This is a genomic window from Amycolatopsis coloradensis, assembly GCF_001953865.1.
In the GTDB taxonomy this organism is placed as follows: Bacteria; Actinomycetota; Actinomycetes; order Mycobacteriales; family Pseudonocardiaceae; genus Amycolatopsis; species Amycolatopsis coloradensis.
This window is the reverse complement of sequence record NZ_MQUQ01000014.1, coordinates 1-16,007: the sequence shown is the minus strand read 5'-3', so window position 1 is coordinate 16,007 and position 16,007 is coordinate 1. Positions and strand designations below refer to the sequence as shown.

Annotated in this window: 17 protein-coding genes and 1 pseudogene; 11 read left to right on the top strand and 7 right to left on the bottom strand. The window is 69.2% G+C overall.

From position 1 onward, the window contains the following. The first annotated feature begins 14 nt into the window (after positions 1–14). From BS329_RS23935 to BS329_RS23925, 4 genes are read left to right on the top strand one after another with little or no spacing between them, the layout of a single operon-like run. A complete protein-coding gene (locus BS329_RS23935) occupies positions 15–746 on the top strand; it encodes a DUF4142 domain-containing protein (protein WP_244197272.1) in 732 nt (243 codons plus the stop codon). After that, positions 739–1,344 carry a ferric reductase-like transmembrane domain-containing protein gene (locus BS329_RS23930; RefSeq protein WP_084750136.1) on the top strand — a complete coding sequence of 202 codons (606 nt, stop codon included), beginning with the start codon at positions 739–741 and terminating at the stop codon, positions 1,342–1,344. Before BS329_RS23935 ends, BS329_RS23930 begins: the two co-directional genes overlap by 8 nt. A gap of 30 nt (positions 1,345–1,374) precedes the next feature. Next, positions 1,375–1,611, top strand: coding sequence for a ferredoxin (locus BS329_RS41980; RefSeq protein ID WP_005164337.1), 237 nt, complete (start codon positions 1,375–1,377; stop codon positions 1,609–1,611). Then, positions 1,604–2,926: an NAD(P)/FAD-dependent oxidoreductase gene (locus BS329_RS23925; protein ID WP_076163498.1), complete on the top strand. Its 1,323-nt coding sequence runs from the start codon at positions 1,604–1,606 to the stop codon at positions 2,924–2,926. The genes BS329_RS41980 and BS329_RS23925 overlap by 8 nt, the downstream gene beginning before the upstream one ends. A 148-nt stretch (positions 2,927–3,074) precedes the next feature. Here the strand turns inward: BS329_RS23925 and BS329_RS23920 are convergent, their stop codons facing one another. Then, a complete protein-coding gene (locus tag BS329_RS23920) occupies positions 3,075–3,527 on the bottom strand; it encodes a winged helix-turn-helix transcriptional regulator (protein ID WP_076163497.1) in 453 nt (150 codons plus the stop codon). A 68-nt stretch (positions 3,528–3,595) separates the two neighbouring features. Between BS329_RS23920 and BS329_RS23915 the strand changes: the two genes are divergently transcribed. Beyond that, a complete protein-coding gene (locus BS329_RS23915) occupies positions 3,596–4,741 on the top strand; it encodes an MFS transporter (protein WP_208619265.1) in 1,146 nt (381 codons plus the stop codon). Here the strand turns inward: BS329_RS23915 and BS329_RS23910 are convergent. The 4 genes from BS329_RS23910 to BS329_RS23895 are packed head-to-tail and all read right to left on the bottom strand — an operon-like array spanning position 4,725 to position 8,403. Then, positions 4,725–5,903, bottom strand: a complete 1,179-nt coding sequence (locus BS329_RS23910) for an acetyl-CoA C-acetyltransferase (protein ID WP_076163776.1) — start codon at positions 5,901–5,903, stop codon at positions 4,725–4,727. The two genes, BS329_RS23915 and BS329_RS23910, sit on opposite strands and share 17 nt — an antisense overlap. A 4-nt stretch (positions 5,904–5,907) precedes the next feature. Beyond that, positions 5,908–6,528 carry a TetR/AcrR family transcriptional regulator gene (locus tag BS329_RS23905; protein WP_076163495.1) on the bottom strand — a complete coding sequence of 207 codons (621 nt, stop codon included), beginning with the start codon at positions 6,526–6,528 and terminating at the stop codon, positions 5,908–5,910. Then, entirely contained in the window at positions 6,521–7,288 is a 768-nt protein-coding gene (locus BS329_RS23900) for an SDR family oxidoreductase (protein WP_076163494.1), read from the bottom strand. The genes BS329_RS23905 and BS329_RS23900 overlap by 8 nt, the downstream gene beginning before the upstream one ends. Beyond that, the gene (locus BS329_RS23895; RefSeq protein ID WP_076163493.1) at positions 7,285–8,403 is read right to left on the bottom strand and encodes an acyl-CoA dehydrogenase family protein; all 1,119 of its coding nucleotides are present in this window, start codon (positions 8,401–8,403) and stop codon (positions 7,285–7,287) included. Before BS329_RS23895 ends, BS329_RS23900 begins: the two co-directional genes overlap by 4 nt. A gap of 234 nt (positions 8,404–8,637) precedes the next feature. On the opposite strand from BS329_RS23895, the gene BS329_RS23890 reads away from it, so the two are divergent. The 5 genes from BS329_RS23890 to BS329_RS23870 are packed head-to-tail and all read left to right on the top strand — an operon-like array spanning position 8,638 to position 13,982. Next, positions 8,638–10,128 carry a FadD3 family acyl-CoA ligase gene (locus BS329_RS23890; protein WP_076163492.1) on the top strand — a complete coding sequence of 497 codons (1,491 nt, stop codon included), beginning with the start codon at positions 8,638–8,640 and terminating at the stop codon, positions 10,126–10,128. Continuing rightward, positions 10,125–10,958 carry an enoyl-CoA hydratase gene (locus BS329_RS23885; RefSeq protein ID WP_076163491.1) on the top strand — a complete coding sequence of 278 codons (834 nt, stop codon included), beginning with the start codon at positions 10,125–10,127 and terminating at the stop codon, positions 10,956–10,958. Before BS329_RS23890 ends, BS329_RS23885 begins: the two co-directional genes overlap by 4 nt. Next, entirely contained in the window at positions 10,958–12,091 is a 1,134-nt protein-coding gene (locus BS329_RS23880; protein WP_076163490.1) for an acyl-CoA dehydrogenase family protein, read from the top strand. The genes BS329_RS23885 and BS329_RS23880 overlap by 1 nt, the downstream gene beginning before the upstream one ends. Then, a complete protein-coding gene (locus BS329_RS23875) occupies positions 12,088–13,017 on the top strand; it encodes an acyl-CoA dehydrogenase family protein (protein WP_076163489.1) in 930 nt (309 codons plus the stop codon). The genes BS329_RS23880 and BS329_RS23875 overlap by 4 nt, the downstream gene beginning before the upstream one ends. Next, positions 13,014–13,982, top strand: a complete 969-nt coding sequence (locus BS329_RS23870) for an acyl-CoA dehydrogenase family protein (RefSeq protein WP_076163488.1) — start codon at positions 13,014–13,016, stop codon at positions 13,980–13,982. Before BS329_RS23875 ends, BS329_RS23870 begins: the two co-directional genes overlap by 4 nt. Here BS329_RS23870 and BS329_RS23865 read toward each other — a convergent pair. Continuing rightward, entirely contained in the window at positions 13,952–14,884 is a 933-nt protein-coding gene (locus tag BS329_RS23865) for an RNA polymerase subunit sigma-70 (protein ID WP_076163487.1), read from the bottom strand. The genes BS329_RS23870 and BS329_RS23865 overlap by 31 nt on opposite strands. Before the next feature lie 93 nt (positions 14,885–14,977). On the opposite strand from BS329_RS23865, the gene BS329_RS23860 reads away from it, so the two are divergent. Then, on the top strand, positions 14,978–15,346 hold the full coding sequence (locus tag BS329_RS23860; protein ID WP_076163486.1) for a nuclear transport factor 2 family protein: 369 nt from the start codon (positions 14,978–14,980) through the stop codon (positions 15,344–15,346). Between the two features lie 551 nt (positions 15,347–15,897). On the opposite strand, the pseudogene BS329_RS44695 reads toward BS329_RS23860, so the two are convergent. Continuing rightward, positions 15,898–16,007, bottom strand: a pseudogene (locus tag BS329_RS44695) (HNH endonuclease); the annotation flags it as partial.

Sequence of the window (16,007 nt, the reverse complement as noted above, 5' to 3'; positions counted from 1 at the left end):
GTGTGCTCTCCCGCTTGCTCCTCGTCCTGCTGACGACGGCCGCGGCGACGCTGCTCGGCCCCGTCGGTGACGCACAGGCCCAAGAACTGTCCGCGGCGGACGAGAACCTGATCGTCAACGTCAAACTGGCCGGGTTGTGGGAAATGCCCGCCGGGATGTGGGCGCAGGAGCGCGGAAAGAGCAAGCGGACCCGCGAAGTCGGCCGGACACTGATGATCGACCACGGCAGGCTCGACACCGCGACGCACGCCATCGCCGACCGGTTCGGCATCGCACTGCCGGACGAACCCTCGGACCAGCAGTCGGCGTGGCTCGGCGAGATGAAGGCCGCCCGCGACGACAGCGAGTTCGACCGGATCTTCGCCACCCGGCTCCGGTACGCGCACGGGGTGCTGTTCCCCGTCATCGCCCAGGTCAGGGCCGGTACCCGCAACGATGTCGTGCGCGACTACGCCACCACGGCCAACCAGGCGGTGCTGCGGCATATGACCCTGCTGGAGAGCACCGGCGTCGTCGACCAGTCGCTGCTGCCGGAAGCGCCGGTGCCGCAGTCGAATACGGCCAACGCCGCGATGGACGTCGGGTACGGCGACTTCGGCCTCGGCCTGCTGCTCGCGGTGGTGCTCGGTGGCGGGCTGTTCTTCGGCCTCCGGACCCTGCGTGGCAAGAACATCCGGACCCGCGACCGCGCGGCCGCCGCCGAACCGGACCCGGTTCCCAGTGCCCCAGGAGAGAGCAATGTATGACCAGTGGTCCGAGGTGGTGATCGTCCTGACCCAGAAGTCGGACACGGACCCCGGCATCAAGGGCATGGCGCAGACCTCCGCCCGGATCTCTTACGGCTTCATGTGCCTCACGCTGTGCTGGGGCGTGTTCACCGCGACCGGCTGGATCAAGTCGCTGACCGGGCGGAAGGCCCTGCGCAACTCGCATATGGTGCTCGGCATCCTGACGCTGTCGTTCGGTGTGGTGCACGCGATGTCGTTCCTGTTCCTGCCCGACGGTTTCACCCTGGCGCAGGTCACGATCCCGCTCCTGCCGGGCACGCTGGCGCGGCACGAACTGGGCGTCATCGGGCTCGAGGTCATGATCGCCGTCGCGCTGACCGGCGGCATCAGCCGGTTCAGTTCCTACCGGCGCTTCCTGTGGATCCACCGGCTCGCCTATCCGGCGGTCGCGATCACGGCGCTGCACGCGTTCTTCGGTGCCATGGCCAACGGGCACCTCGGCCTCCTGTGGTTCGGCGGGATCACCCTGCTGGTCCCGGTCGTGGTGCTGACCACGCTGCGGTTCATGCCGACCCGGTACCTGGAACGGCTGGGCCTGGTCGAGGAACTCGTCTGATCGCCGTGAAACGGCTTGGAGGAACGGAAAATGATCTTCGGAAGTGTGCGGCGCGGCACCCGCGTCAGCGTCGACAACGAGCGGTGCGAGATCTTCGGCTTCTGCGAGATGGAGGCGCCCGCGACGTTCAAGATCGGGCCGGACGGCAAGCTCCGCATCCGCCGGATGGTCGACCGGGACGGTTTGGACCAGGCCATTTCCGCCGCCCGGCTCTGCCCGAAACAAGCCATCAGAGTCAAGGGAGAGGGAGCGTACGACGATGAGTGACGGGGATCGGATCGTCATCGTCGGTGCGGGCGTCGCCGGGCTCCGTTCCGCGGAACGCCTGCGGGAACTCGGTTTCGACGGCGAGATCGTGCTGGTCGGCGACGAGCCGCGCAAGCCGTATCACCGGCCGATGGTGTCGAAGGAACTCATCACCGGCGGGGTGAAACCGGTGGCGGCGAGCCTGGAGCCGTACCTGGACCTGGACGTCCATTGGCGGCTCGGCACCCGCGCGACCTGGCTCGACACCAAGGAACGCACGGTGCACCTGCCGGGCGGGGAATCCCTTTGGTACGACGGCCTGATCGTCGCGACCGGCGTCCACCCCCGGCACCTCCCCGGCTCGCCGCGCCACGACCCCCGGGTCCGGGTGCTGCGCACCGTGGAGGATTCCCTCGCCGTGCGGCGAGCCCTGGGGAACAGCAACAAGGCCGTCGTGGTGATCGGCAGCGGCCTGATCGGGAACGAGTTCGCCGCGTCGATGCGGTATCTGGGCCGGGACGTCACACTCATCGGCCACGCGAAGGCGCCGTTGCACCGCTTCGGGGAGCGGATCGCGTCGGCGCTCACCAAGGAACACCAGCACCACCGCGCCAAGCTGGCGATGAACACCGAGGTGCGGAACTGGATCAGCACCAAGGAGACGGTCGGGCTGCACCTGACCAACAACCAGTTCCTGGTGGCCAGTTGCGTGGTGCTCTCGATCGGCAGTGTGCCCGCCGTGGACTGGCTGCGCGGTTCGGAACTGACCATCGACGACGGCGTCCTGTGCGAATCGACCCTGTTCGCCGTCGGGGCGGAGGACGTCGTGGTCGCCGGTGACGTCGCGAAATGGCCGAACCTGCGGATCGACGAGACCCCGCGACGGGTCGAGCACTGGATGAACGGCGTCGAATCCGGGCGCGCGGCGGCGGAAAGCCTGATGCTGGGCCGGGGCAACGCGCGGCCGTACACGCCGCTCCCCCGTGCCTGGTCGTCGCTCTACGACGCGCGGCTGCAGACCGTCGGGATGCCGTCGCTGGGCAAGGACACGATCGAACTGTCCGATCGCGTCACCGGTTTCGTCCGCGACGGCAGGCTCATCGGCGCGGCGGGCTGGGACCGGCCGAAGGCGATGATCCACTGGACCGCCGAACTCGACCGGCGGCTGCCGGTGCCCGAGCCGGTGTTCCCGGCCCCCGCGACTCCTTCGTTGGCCGCGACGCCGATCGGGGAGGACATCCTGGCCCCGTTCGAGCGGGACTTCCTTTCCGAAACCCCGACCGAGGCCGTTCCCGCGCCGGAAAGGATGCCCTGGGCTCGCGTTCCCGCCGGGTGACCCGGGTACGCGACCGGGCCGGGGCCGCGCGCGGCGGCCGCGGTCCCCTCAGGTGGCGGTGGGCTGCTGGGCCTCCGCACCCACCGCCACCCCTTGGCTTCCCGCACCTCTCGCAAGTAGCCGACTACTTGCGAGAGGTGCGGTCACGTCACGAGATCGGCGCTTTCACCACCACGGTGTCGTCCGGACCGACGACGCGCCCATCCGCGGCATGGACCGCCAACGCCGGCAGCGGACGCTGATCGGCGCGGTCCACCAGCGCCGACCGCGGTTCGTCGGCGCCGAAGAAATGCGCCTCGCCCCATTGCCGCAGCGCGACGATCACCGGGAACAGATCACGGCCCTTCGCCGTCAGGACGTACTCGCTGTACGAACTCCCGTCCGAAGCCGGGACGACGTCGAGCACCCCGTGCCCGACGAGCGCTCGCAGCCTGGCCGAGAGGATGTTCTTCGCGACGCCCAGGCCGCGCTGGAACTCACCGAAGCGGCGGACGCCGTCGAAGGCGTCGCGCACGATCAGGAGTGACCACCAGTCGCCGATCGAGTCGACCGAGCGCGCCACCGGGCAAGAAGCTTCGTCGAACGTGGTCCTCTTCACCATGGTTGCATCTTACAACCACGATGCTCTACCGTCCGACTGGTAGCAAGTTGAAACCAATTGGAGGGTCTGTGCATCGCGGTGTCGTCCTGCTGTTCGCCGTGGCCGCCGGGACGGCCGTCGCCACGATCTACTTCGCCCAGCCGTTGCTCGTCACCATGGGCGCCGATCTCGGGATCGCCGCGTCGACCGTGGGTGGCATCGTCACGCTCACCCAGCTCGGCTACGGCCTCGGCCTGTTCCTCCTGGTGCCGCTCGGTGACCTGCTCGACCGGCGGCGGCTCGTCGCCGGGATGCTGGCGTCGCTGGCGATCGCCGAGCTGGTCGCCGCCACGGCCGCGAACGGTGTGGTGCTGCTCGCCGGGATGGCGGCGATCGGCGTTCTCGCGGTGGTCACGCAACTCCTCGTCGCGTTCGCGGCCTCGCTGGCCGCCCCGGCCGAACGCGGGCGGGTGGTCGGTCTCGTGACGACCGGCGTCGTCCTCGGGATCCTGCTCGCGCGGACGGTTTCGGGCACGCTGGCCGACCTCGCGGGCTGGCGCGCGGTGTACGTCGTGTCCGCGGGGGTGACGGTGGTGATCGCGGTCGTGCTGTACCGCGTGCTTCCCGGCGCGGTCCCCGCCGGAGCGGGCATGAGCTACGGGCGACTGCTTCGGTCCACGTTGTCCCTCTTCATCGAGGAACGTGTCTTCCGGACGCGCGGAACGCTCGCGCTGCTGATCTTCGCCGCTTTCGGCACTCTCTGGAGTTCCGTCGCCTTACCGCTGAGCGAGGACGGCCTGTCGCATACGGCCATCGGCGCGTTCGGGCTGGCAGGGGCGGCGGGCGCGCTGGCGGCGGCCCCCGCCGGACGGCTCGCCGATCGCGGCCGGGCACGGTGGACGACCGGGATGGCGCTGAGCCTGCTCCTGCTTTCGTGGGTGCCACTGGGTTTCACGCGCACGTCACTGTGGGCCTTGGTGGCAGGCGCCGTCCTGCTCGACCTCGCCGTCCAGGCCGTGCACGTCACGAGCCAGACGCTGATCTACCCGCTCCGGCCGGACGCCGGCAGCAGGCTGATCGGCGGGTACATGATCTTCTACTCGGTCGGCAGCGGCATCGGCGCCATCGGCTCCACGGCCGTCTACGCCGTCGCGGGCTGGACCGGGGTTTGCCTGCTGGGCGCGGGTTTCAGCGCCTTGGCACTCATCGTGTGGAGCGTCAGAGCCGCTCGATGATCGTGACGTTCGCCGTCCCGCCGCCTTCACACATCGTCTGCAACCCGTAGCGGCCGCCCCGCCGTTCGAGTTCGTGCAGCAGCGTCGCGAACAGTTTCGTCCCGGTCGCCCCGATGGGATGACCGAGCGCGATACCGCCGCCGTTGACGTTGACGCGGTCCGGATCGGCGCCCGTCTCCTCGATCCACGCCAGGACGACGCTCGCGAACGCCTCGTTGACCTCGAACAGGTCGATGTCTTCGATGCGCAACCCGGTTTTCCGCAGCGCGTGCGCGGTCGCCGGGATCGGCCCGGTCAGCATCCACACCGGATCGGCCGCCCGCACCGAAAGGTGATGGATCCTGGCGCGCGGGGTGAGGCCGTGCTCTTCGATGAAACTTCCGGACGCGATGAGCGTCGCGCTGGCGCCGTCCGAGATCTGGCTGGCCACGGCCGCGGTGATGCGCGATCCCTCGCTCAGCGGTTTCAGTCCGGCCATCCGCGCCAAAGTGGTGTCACGCCTGGGCCCCTCGTCCAGGCCGACACCGGCGAACGGCGCGATCTCGGCGGCGAACCGCCCTTCGTCGATGGCCGCGATCGCGCGCTGATGACTGCGGTAGGCGTACTCCTCCATCGCTTCGCGGGTCAGGTCCCAGTGCTCGGCGATCATGTCGGCACTGCGGAACTGCGACACCTCGACGCTGCCGTAGCGCTCCTGCCAGCCCTTCGAGCCGGAGAAAGGATCATCGAAGCCGTACTCCCGCCCTGCCAGCATCGCCGCGCTGATCGGGATCGCGCTCATGTTCTGCACGCCACCGGCGAGCACGAGGTCCATCGTCCGGGACAGCACCGCCTGCGCGGCGAAGTGCACGGCCTGCTGGCTCGAACCGCACTGCCTGTCGATCGTCACACCCGGTACGTGATGCCCGAATCCCGCCGCGAGCCACGCCGTCCGCGCGATGTTCCCGGACTGCGGGCCGAGCGTGTCGGTGCAGCCGAGGATGACGTCGTCGACCAGGTCGGCGTCGACCCCCGCTCGTTCGACGACGGCCTGGATGACGTGGGCGCCGAGGTCGGCGGAGTGGACGCCGCTGAGTGCGCCCCCGCGTTTGCCGACCGGGGTCCGGACCGCGTCCAGGACGTAGGCTTCAGCCCGAGGCACGTTCTCCCGCCGAGGGCTCATCGATTCAGCCACGCCGCCTCCGTTTCGCCGTTGCGATTCCGTCCAAAAGGATCCCGAGGTACTGCTGCGCGACGTCGTCCGCGCTCAGCGAGCCTTCGGGGTTGTACCAGCGCACCGCGACCCAGACGGTGTCGCGGATGAACCGGTAGGTGAGTTCGACGTCGAGGTCGGCGCGGAAGACGCCCGCCGCGATGCCGTCGGTGAGGATCCCGTTCCACAGCTCGCGGAATTCGGTGTTGCGGTCGGCGAGGTAGCCGAACCGCGGCAACTGCGTCAGGTGCTTCGCTTCGGACTGGTAGATCGCCACCTCGGCGGGCCGCCGGTGAATGGATTCGAACGAGGCCACGACGACGGCTTCGAGGGTCTCCCTCGGGCCTCTGCCTTCCGCGACGATCTCGGCGTAGGCACCGAAGAGTTCGTCGAGGAATCCGGTGAGGATCTCGTCCGCCATCGACTCCTTCGAGTCGAAATGGTGGTAGAGGCTGCCCGAAAGGATCCCGGCCGCGTCCGCGATGTCCCGCACCGTGGTGGAGACGTAACCGCGCTCGGCGAACAGTTCCGCCGCCAGGGCGAGCAGTTCGGCGCGGCGGGAACCCGGGGTGGCTTTCACTGATACCTCACGCATGCTGGGAACTCACGGACACTACCTCGCCGGTGAGGTACGAGGAGTACTCACTGGCGAGGAACACCATCACATTCGCCACTTCCCAGGGTTCCGCCGCCCTCCCCGAGACCTCGCGCGCGGTGAGTTCGGTGAGCAGTTCCTCACTGGTCACCTTGGCCAGGAACGGATGCATCGCCAGGCTCGGCGCGACGGCGTTGACGCGGATGCCGTGCTCGGCGACGTCGACGGCCGCGCACCGGGTGAGCGCCATGACGCCCGCTTTCGCCGCCGCGTAGTGCGCCTGCCCGGCCTGCGCGCGCCAGCCGATCACCGAAGCGTTGTTGACGACGACCCCGCCGTCGCCTTGGGCGATGAACCGGTTGACCGCGGCCCTCGTCGCGCGGAACGTGCCGTTGAGGGTGACGTCGATGACCCGGGACCACTCGTCGTCGGACATGTCCACTATGGACTTTGTGCCGCCGAGGCCCGCGTTGTTGATGAGCACGTCGATCCGGCCGTAGCGCTCGGCCGCACCGTCGATGAGCGCCTGGACCTGTTCTTCTTGTGTGACGTCACAGGGGATCGCGTGGACGTCGCCGAGTTCGGCTGCCTTCTCGGCGAGACGCCGTTCGTGCCAGTCGCTGAGCACGACGCGGGCGCCTTCCTCCTTGGCGCGTTTCGCCACCGCGGAACCGATCCCGGTACCGGCCGCCGCCGTCACCACGACCACCTTGTCCCGCAGGAGGCCGGCGCCTTCGGGGTATTTCGGAACCGGAATCACGGTCGTACCTCCCGGGGAAGCCCGAGCACGCGCTCGGCGAGGACATTGCGCTGGATTTCGTTGGAGCCGCCGTAAATCGTGTCGGCGCGGGTGAAGAGGAAGAGGCGCTGCCAGGCGTCGAGGCCGTCTTCCGCGAGCATGCCCCGCGCGCCGCGGACGAGCATCGCCAGCTCTCCCAGGTCCCGGTGCCAGTTCGCCCAGACCAGTTTGGACACTTCGGCCACGCCGGGCGAGGAGTCGCCGAGGGTACGGATCGCGTGCGCCCGCATGACCTCCAGGCCGACCCAGGCACGGTCGATCCGCTCGGCGACGACCGGGTCGTCCGGCGCGATCCTGGTGAGTTCCTCGAGTTCCCGGCGGAAGCCGACCTGCTGTCCGAGCGTCGCGACGCCGCGCTCGAAGGAAAGCGTGCCCATCGCCACCCGCCAGCCGTCGCCGGGTTCGCCGACGACCAGGTCCTTCGCGGTGCGGGCGCCGTCGAAGAACACCTCGTTGAACTCCGAAGTCCCGGTGAGCTGCCGGATCGGGCGGACCTCGACCCCGGGCTGCCGCATCGGGACGAGCAAATAGGACAATCCTTTGTGGCGCTTCGAGCCGGGTTCGGTGCGGGCGAGGACGAAACACCAGTCGGCCACGTGCGCGAGCGACGTCCACACTTTTTGGCCGCTGAGCACCCACTCGTCGTCTTCGAGGGTCGCGGTGGCCGACACGGCGGCGAGGTCGGAACCGGCGCCGGGTTCGGAATAGCCCTGGCACCACAGTTCCTCGACGGCCACAATCGGTGGCAGGAACCGCTTCCGCTGTTCAGGCGTGCCGAACGCGATCAGCGTGGGGCCCAGGAGTTCCTGCGCAAGGTGACTCACCCTCGCCGGCGCACCGGCCCGCGCGTACTCCTCGTGGAAGACGACCTGCTGCTCCAGCGTCGCGCCTTGTCCACCGTGCTCGACCGGCCAGCCGACGCAGGTCCAGCCCGCGGCGGCGAGCCTGCGTTCCCACTCGACACGTTCGTCGAACGCCTCGTGCTCCCGGCCGGGACCGCCCAGACCGCGCAATTCCGGCGGCAGGTTGCCCGCCAGCCAGGTGCGCACACGGTCACGAAAGCCGTCCTGGGTCACGCATGCCTCCTCTAGCCAAACCAGAGCCTGCTGCGTAGGCTACCCTACCAAGCACTTGCTAGGGAGAAATGATGCGGACTCCGCGGCACTCGGACGACGACAGAGCGCGCGCCCTGGCCGACAGGCCCCGCTTTCGACGCGGCAGGGCGCCAAATGGCGAGTTCGTCGGTCAACCGCGTCCTGGCGACACGATCGCGGCCGCGCGCAGGCCGGCGAGAAGCTAGGGAGACTTCAATGGTCGAAGGAACCATCCCGGCGACGCTCGACAGGGCCGTGGAACGCTTCGCCGGACGAGAAGCACTCGTCGACGGCGAAGTCCGGCTCACCTATGCCGAACTGGCGCGGCGGGTGCGGCAGGCGGCGCGGTTCTTCGAGGGCCACGAACGAGTCGCCATCTGTTCCCCCAACACCTGGCACTGGGTCGTCGCCGGGCTCGGCGCGCTGTACGCCGGAGCGGCGCTCGTCCCGGTCAACACCCGTTTCACCGCCCGCGAGACCATCGACGTCCTCGAGCGCGCGCGGGTTTCCGCGCTGGCGATCACCGGCACGTTCCTCGGCACGGACCGGCTGGCGGACCTCGGCTCCGCTCGCCCCGGCACCGTGGTGCGCATCCCGGTCGAAGGCGTCGAAGAACCGGTCGACGGCGTCACGGAGTGGGACGCGCTCACCGGCCTCGACAGCGACTTCGTCAGTCCCGCGGAACCGGGCGGCGTCAGCGACATCCTGTTCACCTCCGGGACCACCGGCCGCAGCAAAGGCGCGATGAGCAGCCACCGGCAGGCACTGAGCGTCGCCGAGGCCTGGGCGGACTGCGGTGGCCTGACCGAACAGGACCGCTACCTGGTGATCAACCCGTTCTTCCACAGCTTCGGCTACAAGGCAGGGATTCTCGCGGCCCTCCTGCGCGGTGCGACGATCGTCCCGCAGCTCACCTTCGACGTCCGCGGGACCTTGCGTCTCATCGAAACCGAGCGGATCACCGTGCTCCCGGGCGCGCCGACGATCCACCAGGCCCTGGTGGACGCACCGGAACGCGGGGCGCACGATCTGTCCAGCCTCCGGCTCGCCGTCACCGGGGCGGCGAGCGTGCCCGTCGCACTGGTGGAACGGATGCAGACCGAACTGAGTTTCGACACCGTGCTCACCGCGTACGGGCTCACCGAGGCCGTGGTCGCCACGATGTCCCGCCCCGAGGACGACGCGAAACTGGTGGCACATTTCTCCGGCCGCGCGACCGCGGGTTTCGAGGTGAAACTGGGCGAACACGACGAAGTCCTGCTACGCGGGCCGAATGTGATGCTCGGCTACCTCGATGATCCGGCGGCCACCGCGGAAGCCATCGACGCCGAAGGCTGGTTGCACACCGGCGACGTCGGCGTGCTCAACGACCGCGGCTACCTGCGGATCGTCGACCGGATCAAGGACATGTACGTCTCCAAGGGGTTCAACGTCTACCCGGCCGAGATCGAGCAGGCACTCGGCCGGCTGGACGGTGTCGCGGAATCCGCGGTGATCGGCGTTCCCGACGCGGTGTACGGCGAGGCGGGCAAGGCCTACATCCGGCTTCGTCCCGGAGCCGAACTGTCCACAGAGGACGTAATGGCGCACTGCAAGCGCGATCTGGCCAACTACAAGCTCCCCCGGTACATCGAGTTCGTGGCGGATCTTCCGCGCACCCTGTCCGGGAAAGTACTCAAACGTGTGTTGCGGGAGGAGAACGGATGACCGTCGAGTACGAGCGACGCGGGCCGGTGGCCGTCGTCACGATGAACCGGCCGGAGTACCGGAACGCGCAGAACTCGGCGATGACCTACGCGCTCGACGCCGCGTTCACCCGCGCTGTGGACGACCCCGTGATCAAGGTGATCGTGCTGGCCGGGGCAGGCAAGCACTTCTCCGCCGGGCACGACATCGGCACCCCGGAACGCGACGTGGACGTCTCCTTCGAGCGCAAGGCGGTCCTGTGGTGGGACCATGTCGGCGCCGAGGGCGGCGACCAGCGGTTCGCCCGCGAGTCGGAAGTCTACCTCGGCATGTGCCGCCGGTGGCGCGAGATCCCGAAGCCGACCATCGCGAGTGTGCAGGGTGCGTGCATCGCGGGCGCGCTCATGCTGGCTTGGGTGTGCGACATGATCGTCGCCTCCGATGACGCGTTCTTCGCCGATCCCGTGGTACGCATGGGGATTCCCGGTGTCGAGTACTTCGCGCATCCCTGGGTCCTCGGTCCGCGTGCGGCCAAGGAAGTGTTGTTCACCGGTGAGCGCTTCACCGCACAGCAGGCCAAGGAGTGGGGCATGCTGAACCGCGTCGTCCCCCGCGCCGACCTCGAAACCGAGACGATGGCGCTGGCGGAGAAGATCGCGGTGATGCCGCGAATGGGTCTCGCACTCGCCAAGAAGGCCGTCAACCAGGCCGAGGATCTGATGGGCCTGCGGTCCGGAATGGACTCCGTGTTCGGCCTGCACCACTTCGCGCACGCGCACAACGCCGAGATGTCCGGCGGGGATTCCCTGGGCGGTCAGGACGCGCGTTCGATGCGGGACGCGCGTTCGTGATGAACCTCGACTTGGACGAGCAGGCACTCGCTTTCCGTGACGAAGCCCGCTCCTGGCTCGCCGCGAATGTTCCCGCCGAGCCGCTGCGGTCGTTCGACACCGCCGAGGGATTCGCGCAACACCGGGCATGGGAAGCGAAATTGACCGACGCCCGGTGGTCGGTGGTCTCGTGGCCGCGCGAGTACGGTGGTCGGGACGCGAGCCTCCTGGAGTGGGTGCTGTTCGAGGAGGAGTACTACGCGGCCGGCGCGCCCGCGCGGGTCAACCAGAACGGCATCTTCATGCTCGCGCCCACGCTGTTCTCCCATGGCACGGAAGAACAGCGACGTCGCATCCTGCCGAAGATGACGCGCTCGGAAGAAGTCTGGGCCCAGGCATGGTCGGAACCCGAAGCGGGCAGCGATATCGCCGCGCTCCGGAGCACCGCGACCCGCTGCGACGGCGGCTGGCTGGTCAGCGGGCAGAAGACCTGGAGTTCGCGGGCGGCGTTCGCCGACCGGGCCTTCGGTCTCTTCCGCGGTGATCCGGATTCGGTACGGCACAAGGGTCTCACCTATCTGATGGTGGATCTGCGGTCCGAGGGGGTCACCGTCCGGCCGATCCCCCAACTGGACGGCGAGCCGGGGTTCGCGGAGATCTTCTTCGACGACGTCTTCGTCCCCGACGAGGACGTGATCGGCGCGCCGGGCGAGGGCTGGCGGGTCGCGATGACGACGGCGAACAACGAACGCGGGCTGTCCTTGCGCAGTCCCGGCCGGTTCCTCGCCGCGGCCGACAGGCTGGTCTCACTGTGGGCCGATGCCGGACGTCCCGCCCACCTGGCCGATCGGGTCGCCGACGCGTGGATCGGCGCGCGGGCCTACCAGCTGTACACCCTGGGCACGGTCACCCGTCTCGCGGACGGCGCCGAACTCGGGCCGGAATCGAGTGTCAACAAGCTGTTCTGGTCCCACCTCGACGTCACCCTGCACGAAACCGCGCTCGACGTCCTCGGCCAGGACGCCGAACTGCGCGGCCGGTGGAGCGACGGCTGGCTGTTCTCCCTGGCGGGCCCGATCTACGGCGGCACCGACCAGATCCAGCGGTCCATCGTCGCCGAACGGTTGCTCGGCCTGCCGAAGGGGGCCCGATGAGGTTCGCGCTGTCCGTCGAGCAGGAGCAGTTCTCCCGCAGCCTGCACGATCTTCTGTCCGGTTTGGACACCGATTCGGCCAATCGGTCCTGGGCGGCGGGCGATCCCGGCCCTGGTCTCAAGATCTGGCGACGGCTGGCGGAGCTCGGCGTGACCGCCCTGGCAGTCCCCGAACGGTACGACGGGCTCGGTGCCACCCCTGTCGATCTGGCCGTCGGCTTCGAACGGCTGGGTTACCACTCCGTTCCCGGCCCGTGGACCGACACCGTGGCCGTACTGCCGTCGTTGCTGGACGACGAACTGCTCACCTCGGTCGCTTCGGGCGAAACGCTGGCGTCGGTGGCGTTCGCGCCGAACGTTCCGTACGCCTTGGACGCCGACGTCGCCGACGCACGTCTCGCGGTCGAGAACGGCAGGCTGCGCGCGTTCACTCCCGGCCCGCTTTTGTCCTCCATAGACGGTTCACGGCGGCTGTTCCCGCCGGTGGCGGGCGACGACCTCGGCACGGCGCTCGACGCGGACCACGCGTTCGAACTGGGCTGCCTCGCCACCGCCGCGCACCTCCTCGGCGCGGGGCGATGGCTGCTCGACACGTCCGTCGCGTACGCCGCACAACGCAAGCAGTACGGACGGGAGATCGGTGGGTACCAGGCGGTCAAACACCTGCTCGCCGACGTCGCGACCGGACTCGCGCTGGCCGAACCGTTGCTGTTCGGCGCGGCCGTCACCCTGGACCGGCGCGACATCTCCGCGGCCAAGGTGGCGTGCGGCGACGCCGCGCACCTCGCCGCCCGGACCGGGCTACAGGTTCACGGCGCGATCGGCTACACCGCGGAACACGCGCTCGGCCTGCGGCTGACCCGGGTCCGTGCCCTGGTCGGCGCTTGGGGCACGCCACGGTTTCACCGGGAGCGGGTGCTGTCGTGACGTTCACCGCCGAGCAGGACGCGCTGCGGGACAGCGTCCGGAAGCTGCTGGACCGGGAAGCGGACCCCTGGCCGGAGCTGTGCGAACAGATCGGAGTGGCGGCGCTGGCCGTTCCCGAACGGTTCAACGGTCTCGGTGCCGGAATGGCGGAACTCCAGATCGTCGCCGAGGAACTGGGCAGAGTACTCGCCGACGTCCCGTTCCTCGGTTCGGCCGTGCTCGCCGTGCACGCCCTGCTGGCCACCGGCAACGACGAGGCCTGCGAGCGCCTGCTCCCCCGGCTCGCCGAAGGTGCCGTCGGGGCGGTGGCCTGGACCGGTGCCGACGGCCGATGGGACGTACCGGCGTGTGTCGCCTCCGAGTCCACTGTGGACGGTGAGGCACATTATGTCCTGCACGGCGACGAGGCGGAGATTCTGCTGGTCCTCGCCGGGGGTTCGCTTTACGAGGTCTCCGACGCCCCTCGCGTCCGAACCCCGGCGATGGATGAAACCCGGCGGCTGGCTCGCGTGCACTTCGACAGCGCGCCCGCCCGGCTGATCGGATCGGTCGACCTCGGCGCGCTCCGAGACGTCGCGTGCGCGGTGCTCGCCGCCGAGCAGGCCGGAGCCGCGGCACGCGCGTTCGAGCTGACGGTGGAGTACAGCAGGCAGCGGCACCAGTTCGGCAGGCCGATCGGCGGCTTCCAGGCGCTGAAGCACCGGATGGCGGACCTCTACGTCTTGGTGGAGACCGCCCGTTCGGCGGCCTACGCGGCCCCGGAGTCGAGCAGGCTGGCCGCGGTGGCGAAGGTGCATTGCTCGGAGGCGCTGGCGACGGTGACGGGCGAGATGATCCAGCTGCACGGCGGGATCGCGATCACCTGGGAACATCCGGCGCACCGCTATTTCAAGCGAGCGCACGGCGCGGCGCACCTTTTCGGTTCGCCGGGCGATCATCTCGGCCGGGTGCGCGGCTCCGGCTGAGCCAGGAACCGGGTGATGGCCCGGACGCGCTCACCGTCGAGGGTGAGGACCATCAGCCCGGCCGGGCTGTCGCCGTGGCGGCAGCGGAAGGCAGGCTGGTTGTTCGCGCGTGTCGGCGTCATGGTGAAGCCCCGCCAGACCGGCACGGCCATCGTGACGCGCAGGAAGCCGGCGATCGCGTCGAGGCCGTGGTACTCGTGCGGCGCCGGCGGCATGGCGAGCCACGCGTCGTCGGTGAGCAGGCGGATGACGCCGTCGAGGTCGCCTGCGGTGAACGCGTCGGCGAATCGCCTGGTCAGCGCGCGCTCCTGTGGTGACGGGCGGTGTGCCGCGCGGGCCCGGTGCTTGTCGAGCGAGGCGCGGGCGCGTTGGAGCATGCCCTTGATCGCGGTGTCGGTGGTAGCGAGCATGCTCGCTACCTCGTCGGCGGGGAAGCACAGGACGTCCCGCAGGACCAGGGTGGCGGCCTGTCTGGGCGGGAGGAGCTGGAGGCCGGTGATGAACGCGAGCTCGACAGCCTCACGAGTGCTGTAGCGCGCTTCGGGCCCGGGCTCACTGTCCTCGATGAGTTCGTCCGGGTACGGCTGTAGCCAGGTGACCTCGCTTCGGCGGCTGGGCTCCGGCGGGTCGAACGGTGGCACCGGCTCGGGCGGGCGACGGCGACCCGCGTCGCGCAGGACGTTGAGGCAGCGGTTGGTGGCGATGCGGTACAGCCAGGTGCGGAGCGAGGAGCGGCCCTCGAAGCCGTCGAGGCCGCGCCAAGCGGCGAGCAGTGTCTCCTGGACGGCGTCCTCGGCGTCGGCGAAAGAGCCGAGGATGCGGTAACAGTGCAGGTGCAGCTCGTGACGGTAGGTGTCGGCGAGCTCGCGAAACGCCCGCTCGTCCGTGGTCCTGGTGCTCACCGGCCGATCTTGTCACGACCTTTTCGCCGCGCACCGTTCCGTTTCGGGCAAGGGCGGTGTCCAACCTGGTGACCGTCGACGAAAGGAACCGTCATGACCAGCCCAGCTTTGGACGCCGCGCTCTCCTACCACCGAGCCTGGACCGGCAAGGACTTCGAGACCGCGATGACCTACGTCGCCGACGACATCGTGTGTCACGCGCCGTCCGGACGCCTTGACGGCGCGGAAGCGTTTCGCGGGTTCATGGGGCCCTTCACCCGGATCCTGACCGGCTCGACCCTGCTCGCGGCATTCGGGGACGAGACGACGGCGTTGCTGATGTACGACACGGCGACCTTGCCGGTGGCGAGCGCGCCCGGGGCCGAGTTGGTGACCGTGCGGGAGGGGAAGATCGTGGAGATGCGGATCGTGTTCGATCGGGCTCCTTTCGACGCGGCTCGGGAGGCGGCGGCGGGGTCATAGGGCATGGTGGGTCGTTAGTGCGGATTTGGCTGGTGAAGGGAAGGGCGACGGTGGCGTGGCCGCCGCGTGTACGCATTCACCTGACGGTGAAGGCCTCCTTGCCTCCCCTGAGGGTAGGGAAAAGGGCCTTCGCCACCACCTCTGTGATCCCTGGTGACACTGGGACGTACGTGACGGCGGCGCCCCGCCTGAAGTCTGTGAAGGCCGCGGTCACTGTCCCTCAGACGCAAGCGCCCGCGTGGGACTTATTGAGGGGTCAGGCAAAGGTGGCGTGCCCGGGCGCGGGCCGCTGTCCGGCCCGATGCCGGACCGCATCTCTCACCGCGTGGATTTCGGTGCGTTGAATGACCCGAATCCACACGGTCCAGTGCGCCAGCCTCGGTGACCGACGCGAACTTTGCCGTACCCCTTCACTAGAAAGCGAATCCACACTCACCCCATCTGCGACCTCAGACCGCGTTCGGTCATCTATTTGTGGTCGCTCGCCGCGAGGCGCGTTCTCAGCAGGCCGCAAGCAGGCGACCGATTGCGGCGTGCCCGGGGCGCGTTGGTCAGAAGGGCGGGGTGTCGTCCTCCTCCACCGTGCGTGGGTCGTGCAGGGGCTCTGGTGTTGCCTGGTAGGTGTGTCCGCTGGGGGTGGTGATGGTCATGCCGCCGTTGC